We start from the raw sequence: 21,600 nt of genomic DNA, 5'->3' as shown, positions 1-21,600 counted from the left end.
CACAAAATGTTGAATGCTTTACGGCACCACTTCCGTATCAACCATCTCGCGCATGTAAACATACACTGCTGCGGGAGCAGCGCTGCTGAATGTCAGCTTTTCATTGACGAACTCAAACCCGCTTGCTGTTGTTCCAACAGAAACCCCAGAATTTCCTTGTAGCGTATCCGGGTATCTTCGAGTTGCTGGTAAAAGCGGAACAGCTCTTTCAGTGGAGCTGAGAAATCCTTATGCGCTGCCAGTACCGCGATGAGAGCGCCCAGAGTGATGCGCTCCTCAAGTACAAAGTATCCACCTAGCGAATAGAAGAGGAACGGCGTCAACGCGGTCAAAAAATTGTTCAACGCCTTGGCAAAGAACTTCACCCGGTGGATCCGCCTGCGGATCGCCTCTAACTGCCGCAACGAGGCCATTGTAAGCAGCACATCTCCGGGGCTGTCCTGCGCCGGATTCAGCTGTTCTGTCAGACTGCAGGTAAGTCTACGCATCTCCTGAATACGTTCCCGGCTCAGCCGGTTCAAGATCCTCTGCAGATAGGGCAGCAGAAACAGTTGCAGCGGCAGAACAGTCAGTGCAGCAGCACCTAGGATCGGATCCTGAATGAACATGAACAGCAGGATGGTAAGCAACGTTCCGCCCTGGGTCACCGGAAGCGCAACCAGATCCGCTGCAAAGCCGCCAATCGGCTCTGCCTCCTGCCCCAGAATTTGCGGAAGCTCGCTTTTTCGTGGTTGGCCGATTTGTTTACGCCAATGACAATAGATGAGCAGCCGGAGACGTCTGAGACAGCGTTCGGCAAGCCGCCCCTTCAGCACATTCAGCAGGTACTTCCCGACACCATTCAACGTGATTGCCAGCAGAAAAACACCGCTTAGAACTGCCAGATGCTGCGTAGCGGTTAGATTATATCCTAACAGGCTCAGCGGTGCATGCGATTTGCTCAATACGTTATTCACTATCTGCTTGGGAAGTTCCAACGATAGGTACAACACAGGCAACAAAGACAGGCTCAGAAACAGCAGGAAAAACTGCTGTCGGCGCGTGGTCCGGAGAATGTGCGAAATTAGGTTCCGGTCGAGACCAATGATGGACACGGTCGTATGGGGCACTGGCCTAGAGGTGGAACGTGCAAGGCGCAGATGGACGGCCCGGCCGAGCAGCCTAGCAGCGGAGATTGCCAGCAAAGCCGGAGCTAGCAGCAATACCAGATGCATAACCGGATGCACCCATTCCGGAGAAGTTTCATCATAACTGAAGCCCAGCCAGTTAGCGGCCCTATGGGCGAAAGAATGATAGTGCGGGAACCTGTGCTCGGGCGGCATTGAAGTAAGTCCGCTGAGATAGAGGGAAATGCGGCAGCCCCATTGGAGCTGCCGCGCTGCAGGGCTGCTACCTGAAGAACCAGGCAGCAGTCCTCAACCGATCATTGAACCGCAACCTGGCCGTACATGCCAGATTCATAGTGCCCCGGGATCAGGCAAGCGAATTCGAATATGCCGTCATTGCTGAAGTTCCAGATGATTTCGCCGCGTTTCCCGGGTGCCAAAGTGACGGCATTCGGTGTGTTGTGCATTTGCATCTGGGCCGACATTGCCTGCTTGTGCATGGCGTTCCGTTCCGGTGTGTCAAGGACGAATTCGTGGTCGAGCTCACCCTCATTCACCACCATAAAGCGAATAGTTTCGCCCTGCTCAAACTCCAAGGCAGAGGGAGTGAAGACCATCTCTCCGTCGTCGGTTTCCTTCATTTTCACTTTCACTGTGCGGCTAACCTTGTTGCGGTTTCCGGGCATGCCAGCCGCCATCTGTTCGCCGCGGCTGTCATGGGCGCCATGACCGTCGCCGTGGCCCGAAACACCGGCCACAACAGGTGCGCTGGTCAGAGTGGCCAGTACTGCGAAAAGAAAAAGCTTCTTCATTTTTGTCTCCTTGATTTCGATAGGAAAAATTTCCCTTCCACCGCCGGAACCATGGCAGGAAGGGGATGCACCGGGCCGGGTTGTCCCGGCCTGGTGTCAGGGTTCAGAACATCAAACGGGACCCGAAGACGACCGAGAGCACACCGTTATCTTCACCGCTGGCACGCAGAAGATCCGCTGAGCCGCCAAAGGACTCTTCGTAATTGATGCCGATGTAGGGAGAGACCGCCCGGTCTATGAGGTCATAGCTGAGCCGCAGGCCAGCCTCGATTGTAGCGCTACCAGCCGCTTGATCGTAGGCAAGGTCATCCTGCAGCGGCACTGTAAACTCCAGGTTCGGCACCAAGATCAGGCGGTTGGTCAACAGCGCCTCGTATTCGCCCTCCAAGCGCAAGAACGAATGTTCCGACAGGTACAGATCGGCGTCGATCTCGAACCATTGCGGCGCCAACCCCTTGAGGCCTAGCACAGCGTTGTAGCGGTCCGGCAAACCGTCCGGTGTGCTGGCTTGCACCCCAACCACCGCATCGAAAAAAGTAGACACCGGAAACTGCAGCCGCAGCTGGTTCTCCAGAGCTTCGAGCTCGCTCGATCCCTGAACCCGTTCCCCTTCGCTACGCCAGACGAGTTTCAGCTTATCAGTGCCGATCATGGCATCGAAATCCCAGACAAAGGCGTCCTCACCGTCGCTTTGCCGGTATTCCAGTTGCTCGGCCTGAAAGCCGTAGATCAGCTGCTCTGCTTCGGCGGGGCCGGACCAAAGGGCCGCCGCGCCGACTGCGGCAAAGGCCGCATTGCGTATTTTGCTCATGTTTACGTCTCTTTCTGATCTTTCCGGTCAAGCCGGGCCACCTTCGACGACTACTTTGCGAAACATGCCCGCGTCGGCGTGATAGGAGAGATGACAATGGAAGGCCCACTGGCCTGTCGCATCGACTTCGGTTTCGGTGTAGACAGTAGTGCCTGGCGCAATACTTACAGTGTGCTTGACGGGATCTCTGCGGCCTTTGCCGGTATCCAGGATCGTCCACATGCCATGCAGGTGCATCGGGTGGGCCATCATAGTTTCATTGACGAATTTAAAACGGACCCGTTCGCCGTACTTCAGTCTCAGCGGCTCGGCCTCGGACAACTTCTTGCCGTTGATCGACCATATGTAGCGCTCCATGTTGCCCGTGAGGCGCAGCTCAATCTCCCGTGTCGCGGGACGGTCCCTGTAGAGCGGTCGGCGGGCGCTTAGGTCATCATAGGACAGGAATTTTCCGCCGTTTGCTGCGCTAGGTGTCAACCCACTGCCCGCCGCATAAAAGCCCTCCTTTTCGCCAACCCTCACCATCTGATGTCCATTGTGGTTCAACCCGGTCAGCGCGCCCCGTTTGGATGCCTTGGCTCCGCTCATGTTGTGCTGGCTATGGTCCACGTCAGCCATCGGCTCTGCCCTGGCAGGGGTGGCCATTTCCTGCTGGCTGTGGTCCATTTCCGTCATTGACGAACCGCCAGAGGATGCAGGCATCTGGTGCTGACTGTGATCCATGCCCGTCATCATTATGATGCTGTCGGACATGCCAGTATCATCGCGCATGACATGGCCTTCCATGCCCATGTGGCCCATCATCCCAGCCATATCAGCCATCGTCAGCCGCGGTTTGGGCCGCATTTGCGGAACTGGCCCAGCCAGCCCCTCGCGTGGCGCCAGCGTCCCACGAACCATTGCGGTGCGCCCCATGGATTCCGCCACGATGCTGTAGGGACGGTTTTCCTTGGGTTGGACAACAACGTCATAGGTCTCAGCCACGGCGATACGGAGCTCATCCACTGTCACCGGCTTAACGTCATTGCCGTCGGCCTGAACCACGGTCATTTTCAGACCGGGCAGCCGAACATCGAAATAAGCCATCGCCGAAGAGTTGATGAGCCGAAGCCGGATTTTCTCACCAGGACGGAACAAGCCAGTCCAGTTCTGCGCTGAGCTCTGGCCGTTAATCATCGGCGTAAAGCCCTGAACATCCTCGATGTCAGTTGGCATCATCCGCATCCGGCCCCACATCTTGCGGTCTTCCAACGCCGCCTTAAGACCCATGCTGCCGGAATCCTGAATCAAGTCCTGCAGCGTGCGCTGCGAGCGGTTGTAGTAGTCCGCCGACATCTTGAGGTTCCGCATGATCCGCTTGCCGCGATGCGGGTGGGTGTCAGTAAACTGCACCACATAGTCGCGGTTTGCATGTATTGTCTCGCCGCCTTTCGGCTCGATAACGATGGCACCATAGGCCCCATCCGGTTCCTGGAAGCCGGAATGACTGTGGAACCAGTAGGTACCGGCCTGCACAACCGGGAACCTGTAGCTGAAAGTCTCGCCTGGCTTGATACCATCAAAGCTGATCTTCGGCACCCCGTCCTGATCAAACGGTAAGATCAGCCCATGCCAATGAATTGAGGTGTCATTGCGCAGGTTGTTGGTCACATTGAGCGTGACCTCTTCGCCTTCTCTGAATCGAAGGATGGTCGGGATTTGGCTTTTGTTGTAGCCGACACCAGATTTTCGGAAGTCTCCAGCATCGATGCGGATTTTGTCCACGGTGATGTCATAGGTCCCGGCCTGGGCCATGGCGGCTGCAGACAGGGCAAGTGCGGCGCCGACAAAGGCCGTGCGCCAAGGTGCGATGGATAGCATCGTCAGTCCTTTGGTCTGTTGAGATGTTGGTCTGGTAATCCCCTGCAGGCATCCGCAAATGCAGTTTCTTTGCGCGCTGGGTTCAGCCGATGCAGCGCTCACTCATAGAACGGCGCAATTACGCACTGCTGCAGTCATCAAGCAAAGGTAATGGCAAGCAGGGAGAGGGCAGGTGCTTTTGATCAGGTTTTGGGAGGTGGAAGGTGCGCTTCGAGTGCCACCGAAGCCAAGACGGAATCACTCAGGGCCACCGCCAGTTTTCCCGCCTTTTCGATTATGGAAACTTGCTGCCAAGGCTGCAATGCGGCCGACACCTCGCAGGCCGCTGCCTTGTGGCATAGGCCAGAGTTGGAATGGCTGTGCCACTCTGCCGCTTCATGCAGGGCAACAGGAACAACCTCAGCCTGATTTGCCACTTCTGCCGTCAAGGCCGCGAAAAGTGCGGACAACGCTAGCAACAGTGCCAGCGTCAACGATGTCCACAGCTTTCCCGCTTTTGAGCGCATCAAACAGCTCCGTTTGCTTTCCCTATGGCTAGCTAGCCAGTGCGAGGCTCCACCTCAAGCATACATTTTGATACATTTGCGAACCGGGTGCGCTTTCGTCGATTCGCCGTAATACGTTCAGTACATTTGTGGCCTTTCTGAGCAGAGACCAATCATCAGTCGCTTATCAGAAATGAAAGACCGTTGAGAGCGCAAATGAAACGCAGAGACCGTCGCTTTGATGCCGACAGGTTTCCGGAAACAACGAACGACAAAAGGCTACGCTCCCGTATCCCTGACCGAAAATAACGTAAGAAAACGGTGAAGTGCGACAAACACCGCAATCGGATCGAGATTATATTTGGCAGGTTGAAGGATTGGCGGCGCGTCGCTACCCGCTATGACTGCTGCCCCAAGGTGCTCCTCTCGACCATCGCTCTCGCCGCACTCGCCACCTATTAATTATGTTCATGACCCTACAAAATTGAAGCGAGAAACCCGTTGCATACATCCGAAAGGTAGTATCAGAAAATTGAAAAGGGAGAGATATCTCCCCCTCTCCTACACTCTCAATCAAAAATTCATTCTAATTTTTTGAATGTACTCCCCTGTCTTCTTCACCAAGAGCGGCTTCATGCGTATCTCCATCAGCGGCCTCATGTGCCGCGCCGTGAGCATCGCCATGGGTATCATTATGCACACCAAGACCGGAGACCCACAGATAAGCAACAGTCAATAAAACAAAAAAAACGGCCGCAATAAAACCGCTCCCCAGGGAGGCATTTAATTTTGAAGAAGTCATTCGGCCCAATGTCTCATCCCTATCAAAAAAGTGATGTTTTACCAATCCGATGACATGCAGCAGTATGATGGCAAATAAAGCAACGCCAACTGAAAAATGAACATCTTGCAAAATTACCATGAGCTCATCATCTTTACCCAACAAGTCTGGCAGCGCAAACACCCCGAAAAACTCCACGGAAAAACCTGCAGCATTTGACATCAACCAACCAGAAACTGGCATCGCCACCAAAAGCGCGTAAAATGCGAAATGCACCAACCTTGCGAGATTAAATTCCAAATTTGAATGATTATCCAGCCTATCAGGCGCCCCAAATATTTTACGCATGACAATTCGTACGATCATCAACCCCAGCAGCAACACGCCAAGAGATTTGTGAAGGTTGTAATAAAATATCAAACCTTCAATAACTTGAATATCCTTCATATATAGCCCCAAGGCCATAAGCCCCAAAACCAAAAAGGCTACACAAAAGTGAACAACTTTGAGAGGCAATGCATATTGCTGCATGTCCTTTTCCTTTCCCAACGATAGTTTTGACTACATTTTCGCCTGGGTAGGGGGTTCCATTACTGGAGTGTCAAGAAGAAAATGCGACAATGGAATGTTCCTGTGGTGGCATCGAGTTGAGGACTATTCTCGAAAAAAGTTGCAGGGTGGGCTTTGTCTCACAAATCGTGAGAGCGTTTCACTACCCGAGTCCATCCTGATAGCTGGAGGGCATGCCCCGACGAGTTCAAGACCACGAACTAGTCGTCCTGTTGCTCCTGCCCCACTGAAGTTGTCCACCGTTATGTTTCGGAAAACGAAGAACCAAAATGGCTACGAAACGGCACAAGCCAGAAGAGATTGTCACGAAGCTGCGGCAGGTTGAGGTACTTGTCGGACGGGGCACGACACGCGTGGATGCGATACGAGAGTTTGCATAACCGAACAGAGCTATTATCGCTGACGCAAGCAATATGGCGGTATGGGAACCGACCCACTCAGGGAACTCGTGCGCCTCTAGAAGAGAACGAACGGCTTAGAAAGGCCATCTCGGATCTCGCTGCAGTGCAGCTTCGCCGAACCGGCCATTTCCGCCTCCGACGAGCTTAGCACGGTGTCGAGGCCGCAATTGCGGACACTTGTACCCTTTGCCGGACACCTGCGTATGAATTCACTTAGCCTCCGGAGCGCTAGAAACAGCTATGGCTTTCAGCCTATGACAACTTGGTGCTTGGAGTTAGCAAAGTTTTATCGCCAATCTCTCGCCGCTTTGTCCGCCAATCTGGCAGAGAGAAACCGGAGTTTGTCTCCGAACACCATGTCCAGTGTAAATGCGACCGGCAGTGCGATGAGGATGCTCTGACCCCAGGCTTGCAGCCACATCCAAGAGATCCCGAACTCAAGCAGGCTGAATACACCTGACAGGGCCATCGACATGAATGCCGACATAACCAATGATCCAGAAAGCCTCTGAAGACGCTTGTGATGTGCCATATCAAATGACCTCCGAAAGGGCCAAGGTTTCGGCCGCAGCTGTCAGCTCTGCCAAGGTAACCGGGTTGGTGATGGTTCCGCTGTCTGCATCGAAGACTTCGTAGAAGCTGGCGACGGAGAGGGTCGCCTTTAGATCCGCCCCGAAGAACTGTGCTGAGCCTTTGGCCGAGGCGAGCACGCTGCCCGCCCCGCCGGGACCGGGAGAGGTCGAAAGGTAGACCGTCGGCTTACCCTGAAACACTTTCTGGTCGATCCGGCTCGCCCAGTCGAAAAGGTTTTTATAAGCGGCGGTATAGGAGCCGTTGTGTTCTGCAAATGACACGATCACCCCGTCGGCAGATCCGATCTTGTCAAAGAACGCCTTGGCCGCTTGAGGGTGTCCGATCTCCTTCTCCAGGTCTTCGCTGAAGATCGGCAGATCATGATCGTTCAAGTCCAGCACCTCGATCTCGGCATGCGGGACCAATGTCGCCGTGAAGCGCGCGAGGCGCTTGTTGATGGACGTCTTGCTGTTGCTTGCGCCGAACGCCAGGATTTTCATGAGGGTTCTCCAGTCTTTCTCAGAAGTTTCGTGGGTGGCTTTGATGAGGTGGTTCGTCGTCCTTAAGGATCGACACAGGCGTTCAGTTGATTGAGCCAAGCTCGCCAGCTGCGTGAGCGGCGATGACGGCTTCCAGCTGTCCAGTGTCACTCATCGCGAACGGCCCTTTCTGCACAAAGGGCTCGCGCAAGGGGCGTCCGCTGAGGAGCACAGCCCGACCGCCTTCACCGCTCAGCAAGCGGATGTTTTCGGCATTGTGGACCGCAAGCGCCTCGTCGGCATTGGGATGGTAGCGGGTACCATCGAGCTCAACCTCGACGTCGCCTTGGATGACATGAAGCCAGATGGCGTCTCCTGGGACGCTGCGATGGGGGAAGCTGCCGCCCTGGGACAGGCCAACATCAAGGATGGTGAAGGGCATTCCAGGCGGGGTGGCACCGACGACGCCGTTGCTTGCGCCAGTCATCACCCGCACCCGATGTCCGTGGCCTTTGATCACTGGCATGGTCTGTGCGGCAACATGAACAGACTCCGGCGCGTCCAGTTTCTGCGCCGCCGGGAGGTTGACGAAAATCTGAAGCGCATGCGTGCGCGATCCGGGCGTGGGTGCTTCATCATGCACCGCGCCGCGCGCGGCCTTGAGCCAGTAAAGATCGCCCGGAGCCAGCGCGATATCGTTGCCAAGAGAGTCCTTGTTGCGAAAGCTGCCTGTGCTGTCCTCGAAAAGCACACTCACCGCGGAAATCCCCGCGTGGGCATGGGGCGCGAAGGTCGGCCTTGTCATGGTGAAGTGATCGACCATGATCAGTGGGTCCATCAAACCGTCAAGCTGGCGATGGATGAAGCTGAGAGCTTCAAAGCCTTCGCCCCGGGTCATTTTCTCTCCCTGCTGTATTGCGGCGATCATGGCTTGGGGGGCATTGGTCTGAAATCTGTTTTGCGCGGTCATATTCGCCTCCTTTGCTGCAAATAAGTCTATTCTTGAGGCGTAAGGCGGGAAATCCGTTGATTTCAGAACTCTTCGTTCCATTTTTGGAACGAAGAAGAATAGTAAAAAGGCCGAAAAATGGACCTCAACCAAGCCTATTATTTGGTGCATGTCGTTGAGAAACAGGGCTTCTCGGCAGCGGCGCGGACGCTCGGCATTCCCAAGTCCCGTATCAGTCGGCAGGTAAAAGCGCTGGAAGACGCACTCGGCACGCGGCTCCTCAACCGAGACTCACGGCATATGTCACTGACAGAGGCTGGCGAAGCGTATTATCGGCATGCGAAGATGGCATTGGAGTGCATGGTGGCCGCCGAAGCCGCGGTTCGTCAGGACAAGGACGCGCTGGAGGGCAGCGTCACCCTCTCATGTTCAGTTGGGGTCGCGCAGTTCGCGCTTGGCCGCATTCTGCCACGGTTCTTGGCCGACAACCCGCGGGTGACACTGCGGCTCCAGGCAGCAAACGATTATGCCGACATGATCGGTGATGGCATCGACCTGGCCATCCGGGGCCATGTCAAACTACTGCCCGACTCCGGCTTGATCCAAAGACGTATCACAGAGGTCCCCTGGCACCTGTTCGCCTCGCCGGACATGGCGCAGCAAGTTGGTGTCTCGGCATCCCCGACAGACCTCGACGGCTTGCCCGGCCTTGCACTTGGTTGGCGGCCAGGGGGGAGTTCCTGGTCGCTGATCGGGCCCGACGGCAGCACGGCATCAGTTCCCTATCCTGCGCGTCTGCGCAGCGATGACATGGCCATCCTCAAACAAGCGGCCTCAGAAGGGCTCGGCTTGGTCGCTCTGCCAGCCTATGTCTGCGCTGAGGATATCGCTGCGGGACGGCTCTGTCGCGTCTTGCCAAACTGGACCGCCGGGGCGCCCGAAATCAGTCTTCTGATGCATGAACGGAGGGGCAACCCGCCACAGGTCGACGCCCTGGCAGGCTTCTTGCACCGCGAGCTTCCAACTGTGATGAACAGTGGCGACAGCGGGTAGCGAACTAGGTTTTCACATTTGGGTCGGTTCATGAGACGGACGTGTGGCTCGGTTAGGTGTCCAAAATGATTTGTTGCCACATGCCGCTCCAGTCGTCTCGTCTCCGCGCCTTGCATTCACCTCCCCAAGTTCAGTGCATTGCTTCTGGTCGCTCAACCTGAGTGATCGCGCCACTAGGATCCTTGGTCCGACAGGGGCTATGCCGCACGATGATCTTCTTGAGTTCAGCGGAAGCAACTGCATGAGATACGTTCCTGAACGACCAGGGAGCAAAGACCTCAGATATCGCACCCCTGTTCAGTTTTGCGTTTGTCTTCTGCCATTGCTACTTTCCTGCCTGCCATTAGACCTGCCAAGATAATGGACAAAATGGCCAATACCGAAGTAACGGTCCCCGTTGACACGCCAGTGCCAGCAGGAGAGACGGCAAAGCCGCCAAGAACAGAGCCAAGCGCGATCCCGATATTTCCGGCAGAAATATTGAGAGAGCCAGCAAAGGCGGGAAATTGTGGTGCGGCGTTCATCAAACGTGCCTGGCTCAAAACAAAGCTGGCCGCATGCGCGCCGCCCCATGTCGCCGCAATGGTCACCGCCATAGCTGTTTCGGGATTATGCTCCGCCTGCACGGCCAGACTGCACAGCGCAACCAATCCCGTTGCACAGCAGCTGGCCGCGAAGGGCCACTTGACTGCCTTGGCTGCAAGCCAGTTCCCGGCAAAGCCGGCCACTCCAAAAACGAGAAGCAGAACGTTGACAGCCTCTGGCTGAATGCCCGCATCATTCAGAATTTGGGCAATATGAGCGTAACTGGCAAAAAGTGCTGCGAAAGTCAAAACCGTCAGCGTCAGGTGCCCAAGCAGGTATCCGTCGAAGGTTCGGACACGCTGCAGCGGACTGGATTGAGGCCCCCTTTCATCAAGGCATTTGTAAATCGCTGCCATGACCAACAGACAGAAGAGCCCCAGACCAAACATGACACTTTTCCACCCGACAAGAGCTGCAAGGCTTGCGCCGATGGGGGGGGACAATGCGCCGCCAGCAACAACCCCTGTGTAAAGAAGAGAGGTCCCATGCCCAGTGCCATATCGCTGTGCCATCCATACATTGGCAAAACTCATAAACACCGGCAGTGTAGCGCCTTGAATGGCCCGCAGTGCCAGTGTCGGAGCAAGATCGGGTGAAAAAGCAAAAGCAAGATTGCCAACGAACGGCGCCAGTGACCACACCAAAACGCGCCTGGGTGGGAAACGCGCTAGGTAGTAGGCCAGAGCGGGACCGCCAAAGGCGGCCCCAATAGCGAAAACCGAAACAACAAGACTATATTGCGCAGTGTTGATCGCCAGCGAAGAAGACAGGCCCTCTGCCAATCCCACGACAACGAATTCCACTGAAACAACAAGAAACGCGCCGATGATTAGCGTCGCCGTTATTAAGGAGTTCTCTGACCGCAAAGTCACGCGTTTGCGCCATTATCTAGAAGCCAGTCTGCGCCGGTGACCGACCGACCGGCCGGCCCGGCAAGAAAGGTGACAAGGTCTGCAACCTCTTCTGGCGTGCCGTATCGACCCGTCGCTGTCGCCGCACGCTGACCGTCCGCCGCCGGACCGTTTGCCGGGTTCATATCGGTATCTGTTGACCCGGGGTGGATGGCCACAGCGGTAATCCCACGTGGTCCTAGATCCCGTGCGAGGGCATGCGTTAACCCAGAGATTGCAGCCTTGCTGGCGCTATAGGCGGTAAGGCCCGGAAAACTAGCCCGGAAAGCGAGGTTGCTGCCGATCGAAATGATGCGACCGCCTTCCGGCATGTGATTTATGACGGATTTAGCGGCCACAAATGCGGCAGTCAGGTGAACTGTGACAGTCTCATTAAACACCTCCAAGCTCATCTCATCAATCGGCATAACTTTAAAAATACCGGCATTGTTGACCAGTATGTCTATGCCACCTAATGCATTTGCGGCTTCACTGATGGCACCTTCGATCTCGCTCGGAACCGTGCTGTTCGCACGGATTGCCAGCGCGCGCCGCCCCGAGGCCTCGATGGAATTACGCAGGGCTTCAGCGGGACCGGCAGAGGCATTGTATGTGAAGGCAACATCTGCGCCATCCGCTGCGAGGTGGCGCACGATTGCTGCGCCCATTCCGCGACTGCCTCCAGTAACCAAGGCATTTTTTCCAGCTAGTTGCATGTCGAACTCCTATTTATGTAGTGATCACTAAACAAATAGGTTCTTGCTACTGGATGTCAAACAATTTATGTATCGATCGATACACAAAGGAGCGCGCCATGACACGAGGTCGGCCCAGACAGTTCGATAGAGACGCCGCGCTGGCGCGCGCCATGGAGATGTTCTGGGCAGACGGATATGCAAACACATCAGTCTCGGACCTGACGCATGCGATGAACATCTCACCGCCAAGTTTTTATTCTGCATTTGGCAGCAAGGATGCGCTGTATGAGGAAAGCTTGAAATTTTTCGTTACGCACCACGGTGGGCAGATGTGGGATCGACTCGAAACGACCCCCGCGCTTGGGGATGCTGTTGAGGCCTTTCTCACCACCTCGGCGTCAGCATTCTCAGACAGTGGGCATCCGCCCGGATGCATGGTTATCGCCGGGCTGCAGGAAATGGTTCCTGGCAGCGCCACCGACGACGTATCCCACAGCGCTGCTTGGCTAAAGTCCCAACGAGAAGCCAATGATCGCAAAATGCAGAATAGGTTCAAACGCGCCATCGAGGAGGGCGATGCCCCAAGTGATTTTGACTACCGCGCCGCAGCGGATTTCGTTCTGACACTTCAAGCCGGGTTGTCGAACACTGCTCGTTTGACGTTGTCACCCTCGCGGCTCGTATCAATCGCCCGTCTGGGGCGACGAGCAATTGAGGCAATGTTGGCCTCAGGTCCCATGGATCAGCACGGCACCACCTGATTTAGCCTCGGCGAGAAGCAAGCTTTTGATGGGCGATCTTTCTGGTTGAGCGACGCGCAAATGGAGCGGCGGCTGCGTGACTTCCAGAAGTCGCACGGCAAGCCGTCGGCGACAGGCGCGTGCTCAGCGGCTCTATCTTCATCAATCGCAATGGCTTGCTATCGCGGGAGCGGGAGCATCCTGGATTCAGCCAAACTGGCCGCTAATGGTCCGCTTTTTCCATTACTCCGTGAGATCTTCGCGACTGCAGCGAACTGCCGCTTTCCGCCCGACCTTTACGAAGGCCCCCCATCCGGGCCCCGTGAGATCTGAGCCAACCGCGCCTGGGCTTCTGGTTCCCACTGCTCCCGCAAGCCGCGCACGTATTCCGCATCATCCTGGAGTTTCTGGCGCTCTTTCGCGAGAACGCGTTTCACTGTCTGGGCCACCAATCGGGCAATTCGAGCGACCAGTCGCCTCGCCGGGCGGATTTCCTTCAATTTTTCTGCGCGACCATGCTCATCAACCGGGGCAGATGGTCCCCAAGAAAGCTTCGGTTTGCTATCGGGCATCGCATCTTGCCAAACAAGCGCGCCATCGGCAACGAGCTCTAATCCGACCTCCATGGCTTCCGAGATGGCCTCTGCCTCCGCAACCTTCAGCTGCACCCTCTTTGCCGCTTCTGCCAGTTTCTTCTCTTCAATCCGCCGCGCCGATTGTGCTGCCCTCCCTGCAGCCTCTTCGTTTGCGCGATGCTGGGCAAGAGATTGCACTTGCTCATGAAGATCGGCCTCTCGCTGTTGCAGAGCAGGCAACGCGCCCTCCATGTCCTCCTTTTCCCGGCTGATCCGTGCCATGTTTTCTTCCTCAAGTTTCCGGGCGTCACGCTTCTGGTGGAACTTTTCCGCAGCCGCTTCTGCCCTCTCCTCATACCCCTGCACTATCGGCTCCAACGATCCGATCTCGGCCTCGATCTTTTTCTTCGTGGATGATGCGGCGGCAGCCGCTTTTTCAAACTGCTGCGCTTGTTCCTCGGCCGCATCGCGGCGGCGGGTCACCTCTGCAGTTTCTTTCGCAGCCCGCCGCTTGCGGGCCTGCGCCTCTTTAATCGCGCGCTTGCGCGACTTTTTGACCGTGGCCTTGGCCAGGTCCCGGCCGTCCTCGACGGCCACCTTCGCCGTAGCCTCCGCTGCGTCGAGGATACGTTTCTTTTCCTTTTGCGCCCTACGGCGCTCTTCCGCGCGCCACTGCGATGGCGCGACATGTTCCTTCTTCGCGGGCAAGGGCTTGCCCTCGGCCCGCGCCTGGCGCCGGGCCTCGGCACGGCGCTCCCCTCGAGTGATCCCAATTTTCGCAAAAGCAGCACCCGCCATATCTTGAGCCCGCTCATAATTTTTGAGCAGCGGGTTTTCCGATGGCTGCAGCAGGATTTGATGGCCACGATTGGCGGATGTTTTTTCAACCCAGACCGCAACAACAAAATGGATGTGCAGGGCTTCTTCATCCATATGCATCGACGCGTAACGCAGCTGACCATCAGGGAAACTCCGACGCAGGAACTCAAGCGCGATCCGCTTGAACTCCTCCACACGTTGCGGATCCCACTGAGCCTGCCCACTTCCGCCAAACCAATCCTTGTTGACGGTCAAGATCCCTTCCCTGAGAGGTCCCTCCTTGCTGGCACGCCACGGATTGACTGGCCCCGCCTCCTCAACCCTGCGCGCCTCCGATTTCCGTGATTTCTCCTGAAGAGCTGCAAGATGCTGCTCAAAGTTATGCTGCTTCATCTGTGCAATTTCTTCACGGATGACCTGATCCCAATTCTCATCACCAACAAGAATCTCGTTGGCCGTTGTGCGGCCCAAATCAACATGCCCCAGATCCCCACCGCGACGTTCATCGTGGAACCTAAACCGGCGCAGCGTATGAGGCCAAAGCCCAGAGAACCGCAGAACGATGGGCGGCTTTTTCAGATTGACAGGCTGGGCTTGGGTAAACTGGGGCTGTACGGTCATCTTACTGCTCGGATCTATTTCTCTGATCCGATTCTGCGCGAAGACGAAGAAAATCCCGATACACTTTTTTTGAATTTGTGAGACTTTTACTCACTAGGCAAGTTGCAATCCCAGGCTGAGCCCTGGAATTTCAACTTACCTGTTCGCGAGGGGGATACCCCCGTCGATCCCCTCCTCGTCAGCTTGTTCTCGGCCTTCGCCTCTAAAAGCTTCCTGCGGCCAGCAGCCTGCTGGACCCGCCCTGCCGGGGGCCACGGATGCCTTATTGTTTTTCGATAATCTGGGTGGGGAGAAGGTTGTTCGGCGGCGTTAGGAAGGCGGTTCCTGATCACTTATGCGATGAACACTAGGTCAATCTTCGCCGCTGGGCTTGGCGCTTGCATCCAATCCTATTTCAATCAAACGCCGGATGGCCTCGTTCTCTGACTGCAGTCTTTGAGCGAAGCGAAAGTCTGCGATGCGAGTTGCCTGCTCTTCAGTCAGGTTAACCAGCTTTTTGATCGGGTATACAGTTTGCTTAGCCATAAACCCCGAATAAGCGATATGCAGTATATTGACAACACCTCAAAATAACGCATATGCTCAATATGCGGACGGTAGAGGTGTCGTTACCACCTCTCCGCCCTAATCACACTGATCTCGGGTAAGGAGACCACTATGACTATCGCAGCTGTTACCACGCGCGCGAGCGCGGCAAAAGACCTGCACCCTGCATTGGCGGCCCCGATTGCCGACCAATGGGACACCCCAATCTTCCGGACATTCGCTGAGCTGATCGAATCCGTAGACGCGGCGATCGAGATGGAGCGCGATCTGTCGCACTCCATGAGCTGGGATCCCGCAAGCAGCGGTTTTGTGGAGGCGGCGGAGAACCAGTGGCAAGACTGCCTGCGGCTGGCGTCGGATATTTTTTCCGCCCCGACTACCTCGGCCAATGATCAGCCGTTGCAGCGCATGGCCATGCTGATGCACTTCCTCATCGAAACGCAGAACCCGGACGAGGCTCTGCATTTCCAGCGGCTGATGTATGAGCATCGGGACCTTTTCACCACTTCAGTTCCCGGTGTTCGCCAGGCGCTGAACCGGGCTGCCTGGCACGTTGATGCCATCGTGGAGATGGCCGCGACGGCGCCCGGTTTCGCGCCGACCTAACCCGGCCCCAATTTCCCCAGACAACACCTGACCCCGCAGCGGACCTCCCCGCCTGCGTCCGTCATGTCCTGTCCAATTTCGGATTTTCACCGGCTGGCGCATTGCGCGCCTGCCGCCCCCTGCCCTTTTGCCTGACTGGAGCTTTTCATGACCCAATCCGCAAAACCCACTTTCCCGCTTACCATCCACGCGCATTGGCGCGAGACCGCCGCGAGCAAGGGCTTTGATATCCTGCAGCGTATCACAGACCGTTACCACCTGCTGCTGCGCTGCCGCAGTTGCGAGGCAACACACATGAGCAAACTCTACGTTCTGATGAACAACCAGCCCCTGTGCCCACACTGCATTGAAGCGCGATGGCAAGAAGATGCCTCCGCAGCAGGTTTAACCTGGCTGGGGCGCGACCCCGATGACCGTCATGTCGGCGTCTACCAGGCGCCCTGCGGGCATGAACTGCGTCGGCAATTCGTGCTGATCAGACGGATCGCTGCCGACGACTGCGCCCACCGGTGTGAACACTGTCATCGCGACAAGGAAAAGAAGGAAGCACTCGCGCAAGGCTGGACCCTGATCGGCCCTGCAAAGGATCGCGGCCCAAACTATCGCCGCTATCGCCACAGCTGTGGCCATGTGCAGGAGGTTGCGCGGGTGAACATGCGGTCAGGTCGCTTCAATTGTGAAGCCTGCGGTGAGGGTTGGGCTTCGGCGCCGAGCTACATCTACTGTATGCGCTTTGAGCTGCCCAACATGGCGCCGCTTGTGAAGCTGGGTTTTTCCCGGAACCCGGAAAGCCGGTTGCATTATCAACTCAAGCGCAGCCCTGATCTGCGGGCCCAGATCCTGCGCAGTGTTCCTGTTCAGAGTGGCCACACAGCACTGTGCCTGGAAAAGACGATGCACGCGACGCTGAAGCGCGATCATGTAGAGAGCATCATTCCGCCAGGTCACTACAGTCAGTGGCTCCGCGTGAAGTCCGAGATCTATTCCTCCGACCTACAGCCCATCATTCTGGGCATGCTCGACGCTCTTCCCCCAGTCGAGGCCTGATCTCCGTCACCCCCCAATCTTTTCACCGGCCCTGGCCGATCCTGAACTCATGGAGGACACCCATGTCCCACACACCGACCTGGCACCCCTATGCCCGCTTCATTCTCCGCCGTCTCCAGCATGCGGAACGCGACACCAGCTACGACGCCGAGGACGAGAACCGGAAAATTCCGGCGCAGGAGCTACCAGCGCAGACCCTTTTGGAGGCACTTGATGATCTCCCGGCAATGCAACGGCTCGACAACGAAGAGCTGTATACACTGAGCGAGACAGGGGCCGATGGCTGGGCGATTGACGCTGATGGTAATGACATGCCGCAGCACTATACTGCGCCCAGCACAATCCTGATGTGCCTGCGTCTGGCCGCCACTTTCGGCACACATCAGAACTTCTGCGCAACGTCACTCGCACCGCATGGCGTCATGGTCATCGATGAGATCCCCACAAGCCAACTTGATATCGCATGTACGCAGATCGGCCGGGTGTTTCTACCGCCGAGCTGGACGGCCCAAACCTATGCCGCTCGAAGAGGCGAAGAACAGGTGTTGCAGCTGATCCGTCCAACGGTCGGTAGAGAGGGCACGATCTGTCTCGCAGGTATGCGCGACTTCGAACACCGGCTTCTCGGATCACTCGCCCAGCCCCATCCACTGCTTGTCCTGTGGCCGGAGGGGCCTCGGCTTGATCCTGATCTGAAGCGCATCCTGCCGAAGCCTGTTCGACTGGCGCCTGTTGATCAGGATATGATGTTGATGCTGCTGGAACAGACCCACAGCGCCACAGGTAAGATCGACCGTGCGCGTGTCGCGCCGCTGCTACCGCACAGTGCAGCACTGCAAGCGATGGACGAGCAGGTCCTTCTTGCCGCCCTGCGCGCGCCGAATGCTGGGGCTGCAGCCAGCAAGCTGGCAGAGATCCTGCAGGCTTCGCAAGCCGACAACGGAGCCCTGACACTCACCGACATCAAGGGGGCCTCCCCTGCGCACCAAGCGGCAAGGGACATCGTCGAAGACCTGACGGCATGGCACGACGGCAAAGCACACTGGACCGAGATCCCGCATTCCCTCCTGATCAGCGGCGAGCCAGGGGTTGGTAAATCCGTTCTCGCGCGGGCCATCGCGGCCTCGGCCGACGTCCCTCTCATCGAAGCTTCATTTGGCGGCTGGCAGAGCTGCGGACACCTCGGCGACATGCTTGGCGCTATGAGAAAAAGCTTCACCGAAGCCGCCCGCAACAAGCCCTCGGTTCTGTTTATCGATGAGATCGACTCGGCAGGAGCCCGTGATACATCCGACCGTCACGGCAGCAATTACCGGCGCAATGTCATCAACCAATTCCTGGCGGAGGTAGACGCACTGATGCGGGACGAGGGTGTGCTGCTAATCGGTGCCTGCAACCATCCAAACAATCTCGACCCTGCGATCCTACGCTCAGGCAGGTTCGACCGTCATGCCGAGCTTGGCCGCCCGCCGCTCGCGCAAATCCAGCACATGCTGGAACGCGCCCTTCCCACGGACCACAACTCAATCGAACTGGCTCGGGCCTTCGCTGGTCAGACGCCTGCGGAGATCGACGCGAGCTTGCGGGCGGCTCGCGCAAGCGCCCGGCGTGCGGGACGCAGCTGCGATACCGCCTGGGTAATGGCCCAGATGCCGAAAGAAACGCCACGGGCCAAGGCACGCCAGCGCCGCATCGCCATCCATGAATGCGGTCATGCCCTGGTGGCCACACTGCTCAGCGCCGCTCCTGTTGAAAGTGTGACAATCTCTAAGAATGGGGGCCAGACCATTCGGCCATCTGCCGTTTATGAGGGAACCCTCTGCGAGTTCGAGGACGAGATGACGATCCTGCTTGGCGGGCGTGCCGCCGAACGGATCCTCCTTGGAGACATCAGCGCTGGCGCCGGTGGTGGGGATGGCAGCGATCTGCAGCAGGCCACGCAGTTGCAGCTGGCCTGCGATCGCGAAGTCGGGCTTGGCATTCACGGCAACGGCTGGATGGGACCGGCAGTCATGAAGCATCTCACTCCGGATGAGCGTGATCGCCTCCGGGTCAAACTTGACCGGTTTGAACGACGGGCACAGAGCCTCCTTGATCCGCACCGCGACCAGCTGGCACGTCTGGCCGAGCATTTGTTGAGCGTCCGGGAGATGGATACCGCAGATCTGCGCCCCTGGCTGGGAAACCTCGCACCGTCAGCAGCCGAGCAGGTCGACTCCTCTACGGCCACAATCCATCCACAGTAACAAAAAACGGGCTTGCCGCTTCCACCGTGGCAAGCCCACCGCTTTGCATCCGGCTCAATAGGATTCACGGAACTGTTTGCGGGATATCTCGCTCTGAAGAATCTGGCCCTGAAGATGAGGGGGCAAACCATAGAGAATCTCCCCGGCAAATGGATGCTGCCCACCTGGCGACCGTGCTGCAATCTTGATCCTTGGCACGACATGTTCGGAAATAGTTTTTCCAATCAGGAGTTCTATATATTTTTCAGCCGGTTATCCCCAAAATCCGGAGCCGGAAACTGACTTTACTATCCAGGAATTCCCCCACCGTCTGGTACTCTGCTCACAAGGAAACGAGCAGATGACGAGCCGCCCATGACACAACAAATTCTCCCGACGACAATCGGTGCCATCACAGAGGCCCCTCAAAAGCGCCGCCCAATTTCCCTTGCAAAAACTCCGCGCGGTCTTCATCCTGAGATTGTGGCCCTGGTGCGCGCAATGGCGCGTCGTCAGGCACAAGCTGATTTTGCCGCCCTGCGCGGCGCTTGAACTGAAGCTTTAACCTCCCCGAAGGAAGGTGCCACATGAACTACTCTACCCCCTCTCTCCGCGTTGCGCTTTACGCGCGCTATTCTTCAGACCTGCAACAGCAGTCTTCCATCGAAGACCAGCTGCGCCTGTGCCGGGCATATGCAGCCCGCGAAGGCTGGGAAGTCGTTGCGGAGTTTTCCGATGCGGCGACCTCTGGCGCCTCTCTAATGCGCCCCGGCATCAAACAGCTACAGGGCGCGACCGAGATGGGTGCTTGTGACATCGTCCTCACGGAAGCCTTGGACAGACTGAGTCGCAATCAGGCCGATATCGCCCGGCTACACCAAACCCTCAACTTTCACGACGTGCAAATCGTGACACTGTCCGAGGGCGCGGTCAACGAGATGCATATCGGGCTGAAGGGAACAATGAATGCCATGCTTCTCAAAGACCTAGGACAGAAGACACACCGGGGCCTCTCTGGCCGTATCGTAAAGGGCAAGTCGGCTGGTGGTCTAAGTTACGGCTACCGCCCTGACCGTGAGGTCCTAGGCGACGGGACACTGTCTACTGGAGATCTGCGGATCGAAGCAGGTGAGGCGGACATCATCCGCCGGATCTTTCACGACTATGCCGAGGGTCACTCCCCGCGCGAGATCGCGGCACGCCTGAACCGTCAAAACGTGCCTGGACCGAAGAGGGGCCAGGGATGTGGCAATTGGAACCCGTCGACGATCAACGGCAATGTCAAACGTGGCACGGGGGTTCTGAACAACGAGCTCTATATCGGCCGCCGTGTCTGGAACCGGCAACACTTTATCAAGGATCCGGCCACGGGAAAGCGCCAAGCACGCATGAACCCTCCCGAGCAGTGGATCACCGTTGATGTGCCGGGACTTCAGATCGTCGATCAGGACCTGTGGGAAGCCGTGAAAGCCCGGCAAGCGTCTGTACGCAACGCTCTCAACCCGACTGGAGCGCGGGACACGCGCCGCAGAACGGAAGAGGCACGCCGCCCAACCTATCTGCTCTCGGGCCTGCTGCGCTGCGCGGAGTGTGGCGCCAGCTATACTCTCATCAACAAGACCCGCTACGGCTGTGCTGCTAGCCGCAACAAGGGCGACGCTGTCTGTACCAACCGCACCACTATCCGCCGAGACGCCGTCGAAGAACGGGTTCTTTCCGGCCTGCGTCACCGCCTGCTCACCCCTGAACTCGTGGAGGTCTATGTTGCGGAATACAAAAGTGCCTACAAAGAGGTCACTGATACGGCTGACGCGACCCGGAAGGCTGCAACCACGGCCCTCGCAGGCATCGAAAAGAAGATCGCGGGCCTCATGGCAGCAATCGAAGATGGCCTCTATACGCCAATGATGAAGGAGAAGCTGTTGGACCTGGAGCAACGCAAGCTTGAGCAGCAGCAGATCCTAGAAGCTGCGGAGCTTGCCCCCACCCCGCCGATGACGCCGGAAGTTGCGGAGCGGTTCAAGACGCAGGTGATCAATCTCACGGCCACACTGAACGACCCGGACCTGAAGACGCGTTCAGCGGAGGCTCTGCGCGGATTGATTTCCAGTGTGCGGATGGAACCGGACGCAGCTGCGCCTGGAGGTCACCGGATGCATCTGGAGGGTGATTTGGCAGGTATTCTGGCCTGCGGTGGCGCTGGAACGACGAAGCCCCCGCTTTTTGCAGGGGCTTGGTCGGAAACGTTGGTTGCGGGAGCAGGATTTGAACCTGCGACCTTCAGGTTATGAGCCTGACGAGCTACCGGGCTGCTCCATCCCGCGGAGGTTGTTGGTTATGATCGTTAGAGAGATTTTTTGGTATTTAC

Annotated in this window: 19 protein-coding genes, 1 tRNA gene and 3 pseudogenes; 10 read left to right on the top strand and 13 right to left on the bottom strand. The window is 57.1% G+C overall.

The features are described from left to right. Positions 1–92 precede the first annotated feature (92 nt). The 5 genes from SM764_RS21735 to SM764_RS21715 form a co-directional block, all read right to left on the bottom strand. Positions 93–1,322, bottom strand: coding sequence for an ABC transporter transmembrane domain-containing protein (locus tag SM764_RS21735; protein ID WP_369002770.1), 1,230 nt, complete (start codon positions 1,320–1,322; stop codon positions 93–95). Between the two features lie 101 nt (positions 1,323–1,423). Next, entirely contained in the window at positions 1,424–1,918 is a 495-nt protein-coding gene (locus SM764_RS21730; RefSeq protein WP_369002769.1) for a cupredoxin domain-containing protein, read from the bottom strand. Positions 1,919–2,021: 103 nt separating this feature from the next. Further along, positions 2,022–2,729 carry a copper resistance protein B gene (locus SM764_RS21725; protein ID WP_369002768.1) on the bottom strand — a complete coding sequence of 236 codons (708 nt, stop codon included), beginning with the start codon at positions 2,727–2,729 and terminating at the stop codon, positions 2,022–2,024. A 27-nt stretch (positions 2,730–2,756) separates the two neighbouring features. Beyond that, positions 2,757–4,589 carry a copper resistance system multicopper oxidase gene (locus SM764_RS21720; protein ID WP_490363096.1) on the bottom strand — a complete coding sequence of 611 codons (1,833 nt, stop codon included), beginning with the start codon at positions 4,587–4,589 and terminating at the stop codon, positions 2,757–2,759. A 182-nt stretch (positions 4,590–4,771) separates the two neighbouring features. Continuing rightward, a complete protein-coding gene (locus tag SM764_RS21715; RefSeq protein ID WP_369002766.1) occupies positions 4,772–5,095 on the bottom strand; it encodes a hypothetical protein in 324 nt (107 codons plus the stop codon). 207 nt (positions 5,096–5,302) lie between these two features. On the opposite strand from SM764_RS21715, the pseudogene SM764_RS21710 reads away from it, so the two are divergent. Further along, positions 5,303–5,536, top strand: a pseudogene (locus tag SM764_RS21710) (transposase); the annotation flags it as partial. 124 nt (positions 5,537–5,660) lie between these two features. Here the strand turns inward: SM764_RS21710 and SM764_RS21705 are convergent. Next, entirely contained in the window at positions 5,661–6,386 is a 726-nt protein-coding gene (locus tag SM764_RS21705) for a cytochrome b (protein WP_369002765.1), read from the bottom strand. A 308-nt stretch (positions 6,387–6,694) separates the two neighbouring features. On the opposite strand from SM764_RS21705, the pseudogene SM764_RS21700 reads away from it, so the two are divergent. Further along, positions 6,695–6,938, top strand: a pseudogene (locus tag SM764_RS21700) (transposase); the annotation flags it as partial. A 174-nt stretch (positions 6,939–7,112) separates the two neighbouring features. On the opposite strand, the gene SM764_RS21695 reads toward SM764_RS21700, so the two are convergent. From SM764_RS21695 to SM764_RS21685, 3 genes are all read right to left on the bottom strand, one after another. Continuing rightward, positions 7,113–7,358, bottom strand: a complete 246-nt coding sequence (locus SM764_RS21695; RefSeq protein WP_369002764.1) for a DUF2798 domain-containing protein — start codon at positions 7,356–7,358, stop codon at positions 7,113–7,115. A gap of 1 nt (position 7,359) precedes the next feature. Continuing rightward, positions 7,360–7,899 carry an NADPH-dependent FMN reductase gene (locus tag SM764_RS21690; protein ID WP_369002763.1) on the bottom strand — a complete coding sequence of 180 codons (540 nt, stop codon included), beginning with the start codon at positions 7,897–7,899 and terminating at the stop codon, positions 7,360–7,362. Between the two features lie 82 nt (positions 7,900–7,981). Then, positions 7,982–8,848 (bottom strand): pirin family protein, encoded by an 867-nt coding sequence (locus SM764_RS21685; RefSeq protein ID WP_369002762.1) that lies wholly within the window; start codon positions 8,846–8,848, stop codon positions 7,982–7,984. Positions 8,849–8,965: 117 nt separating this feature from the next. Between SM764_RS21685 and SM764_RS21680 the strand changes: the two genes are divergently transcribed. Beyond that, complete coding sequence (locus SM764_RS21680) at positions 8,966–9,880, top strand: LysR substrate-binding domain-containing protein (RefSeq protein ID WP_369002761.1); 915 nt, start codon at positions 8,966–8,968, stop codon at positions 9,878–9,880. A 278-nt stretch (positions 9,881–10,158) separates the two neighbouring features. Here the strand turns inward: SM764_RS21680 and SM764_RS21675 are convergent, their stop codons facing one another. Then, a complete protein-coding gene (locus tag SM764_RS21675) occupies positions 10,159–11,337 on the bottom strand; it encodes an MFS transporter (protein WP_369002760.1) in 1,179 nt (392 codons plus the stop codon). Next, entirely contained in the window at positions 11,334–12,071 is a 738-nt protein-coding gene (locus tag SM764_RS21670; protein WP_369002759.1) for an SDR family NAD(P)-dependent oxidoreductase, read from the bottom strand. The genes SM764_RS21675 and SM764_RS21670 overlap by 4 nt, the downstream gene beginning before the upstream one ends. 98 nt (positions 12,072–12,169) lie before the next feature. On the opposite strand from SM764_RS21670, the gene SM764_RS21665 reads away from it, so the two are divergent. Both SM764_RS21665 and SM764_RS21660 read left to right on the top strand, forming a co-directional pair. Beyond that, positions 12,170–12,814 (top strand): TetR/AcrR family transcriptional regulator, encoded by a 645-nt coding sequence (locus SM764_RS21665; RefSeq protein WP_369002758.1) that lies wholly within the window; start codon positions 12,170–12,172, stop codon positions 12,812–12,814. A gap of 60 nt (positions 12,815–12,874) precedes the next feature. After that, a pseudogene (locus tag SM764_RS21660) lies at positions 12,875–12,984 on the top strand (IS5/IS1182 family transposase); the annotation flags it as partial. 105 nt (positions 12,985–13,089) lie between these two features. Here SM764_RS21660 and SM764_RS21655 read toward each other — a convergent pair. Continuing rightward, the gene (locus tag SM764_RS21655) at positions 13,090–14,442 is read right to left on the bottom strand and encodes a plasmid recombination protein (RefSeq protein ID WP_369002757.1); all 1,353 of its coding nucleotides are present in this window, start codon (positions 14,440–14,442) and stop codon (positions 13,090–13,092) included. Between the two features lie 111 nt (positions 14,443–14,553). Between SM764_RS21655 and SM764_RS21650 the strand changes: the two genes are divergently transcribed. From SM764_RS21650 to SM764_RS21630, 5 genes are all read left to right on the top strand, one after another. Then, positions 14,554–14,889: a hypothetical protein gene (locus SM764_RS21650; RefSeq protein ID WP_369002756.1), complete on the top strand. Its 336-nt coding sequence runs from the start codon at positions 14,554–14,556 to the stop codon at positions 14,887–14,889. Positions 14,890–15,465: 576 nt separating this feature from the next. Then, positions 15,466–15,960 carry a hypothetical protein gene (locus tag SM764_RS21645; RefSeq protein WP_369002755.1) on the top strand — a complete coding sequence of 165 codons (495 nt, stop codon included), beginning with the start codon at positions 15,466–15,468 and terminating at the stop codon, positions 15,958–15,960. A 147-nt stretch (positions 15,961–16,107) separates the two neighbouring features. Continuing rightward, complete coding sequence (locus SM764_RS21640) at positions 16,108–17,007, top strand: GIY-YIG nuclease family protein (RefSeq protein WP_369002754.1); 900 nt, start codon at positions 16,108–16,110, stop codon at positions 17,005–17,007. A 62-nt stretch (positions 17,008–17,069) separates the two neighbouring features. Beyond that, entirely contained in the window at positions 17,070–19,253 is a 2,184-nt protein-coding gene (locus tag SM764_RS21635) for an AAA family ATPase (RefSeq protein WP_369002753.1), read from the top strand. Positions 19,254–19,819: 566 nt separating this feature from the next. Next, positions 19,820–21,523, top strand: a complete 1,704-nt coding sequence (locus SM764_RS21630) for a recombinase family protein (protein WP_369002780.1) — start codon at positions 19,820–19,822, stop codon at positions 21,521–21,523. Here SM764_RS21630 and SM764_RS21625 read toward each other — a convergent pair. Next, a tRNA-Met gene (locus tag SM764_RS21625) sits at positions 21,480–21,556 on the bottom strand. The genes SM764_RS21630 and SM764_RS21625 overlap by 44 nt on opposite strands. Positions 21,557–21,600 lie beyond the last annotated feature (44 nt).

It is taken from the genome of Pseudophaeobacter sp. 1A16562 (assembly GCF_041008785.1).
Lineage (GTDB): Bacteria > Pseudomonadota > Alphaproteobacteria > Rhodobacterales > Rhodobacteraceae > Phycobacter > Phycobacter gallaeciensis_A.
The sequence above is the reverse complement of the archived record's forward strand: the minus strand, read 5'-3'. Positions and strand labels throughout refer to the sequence as shown.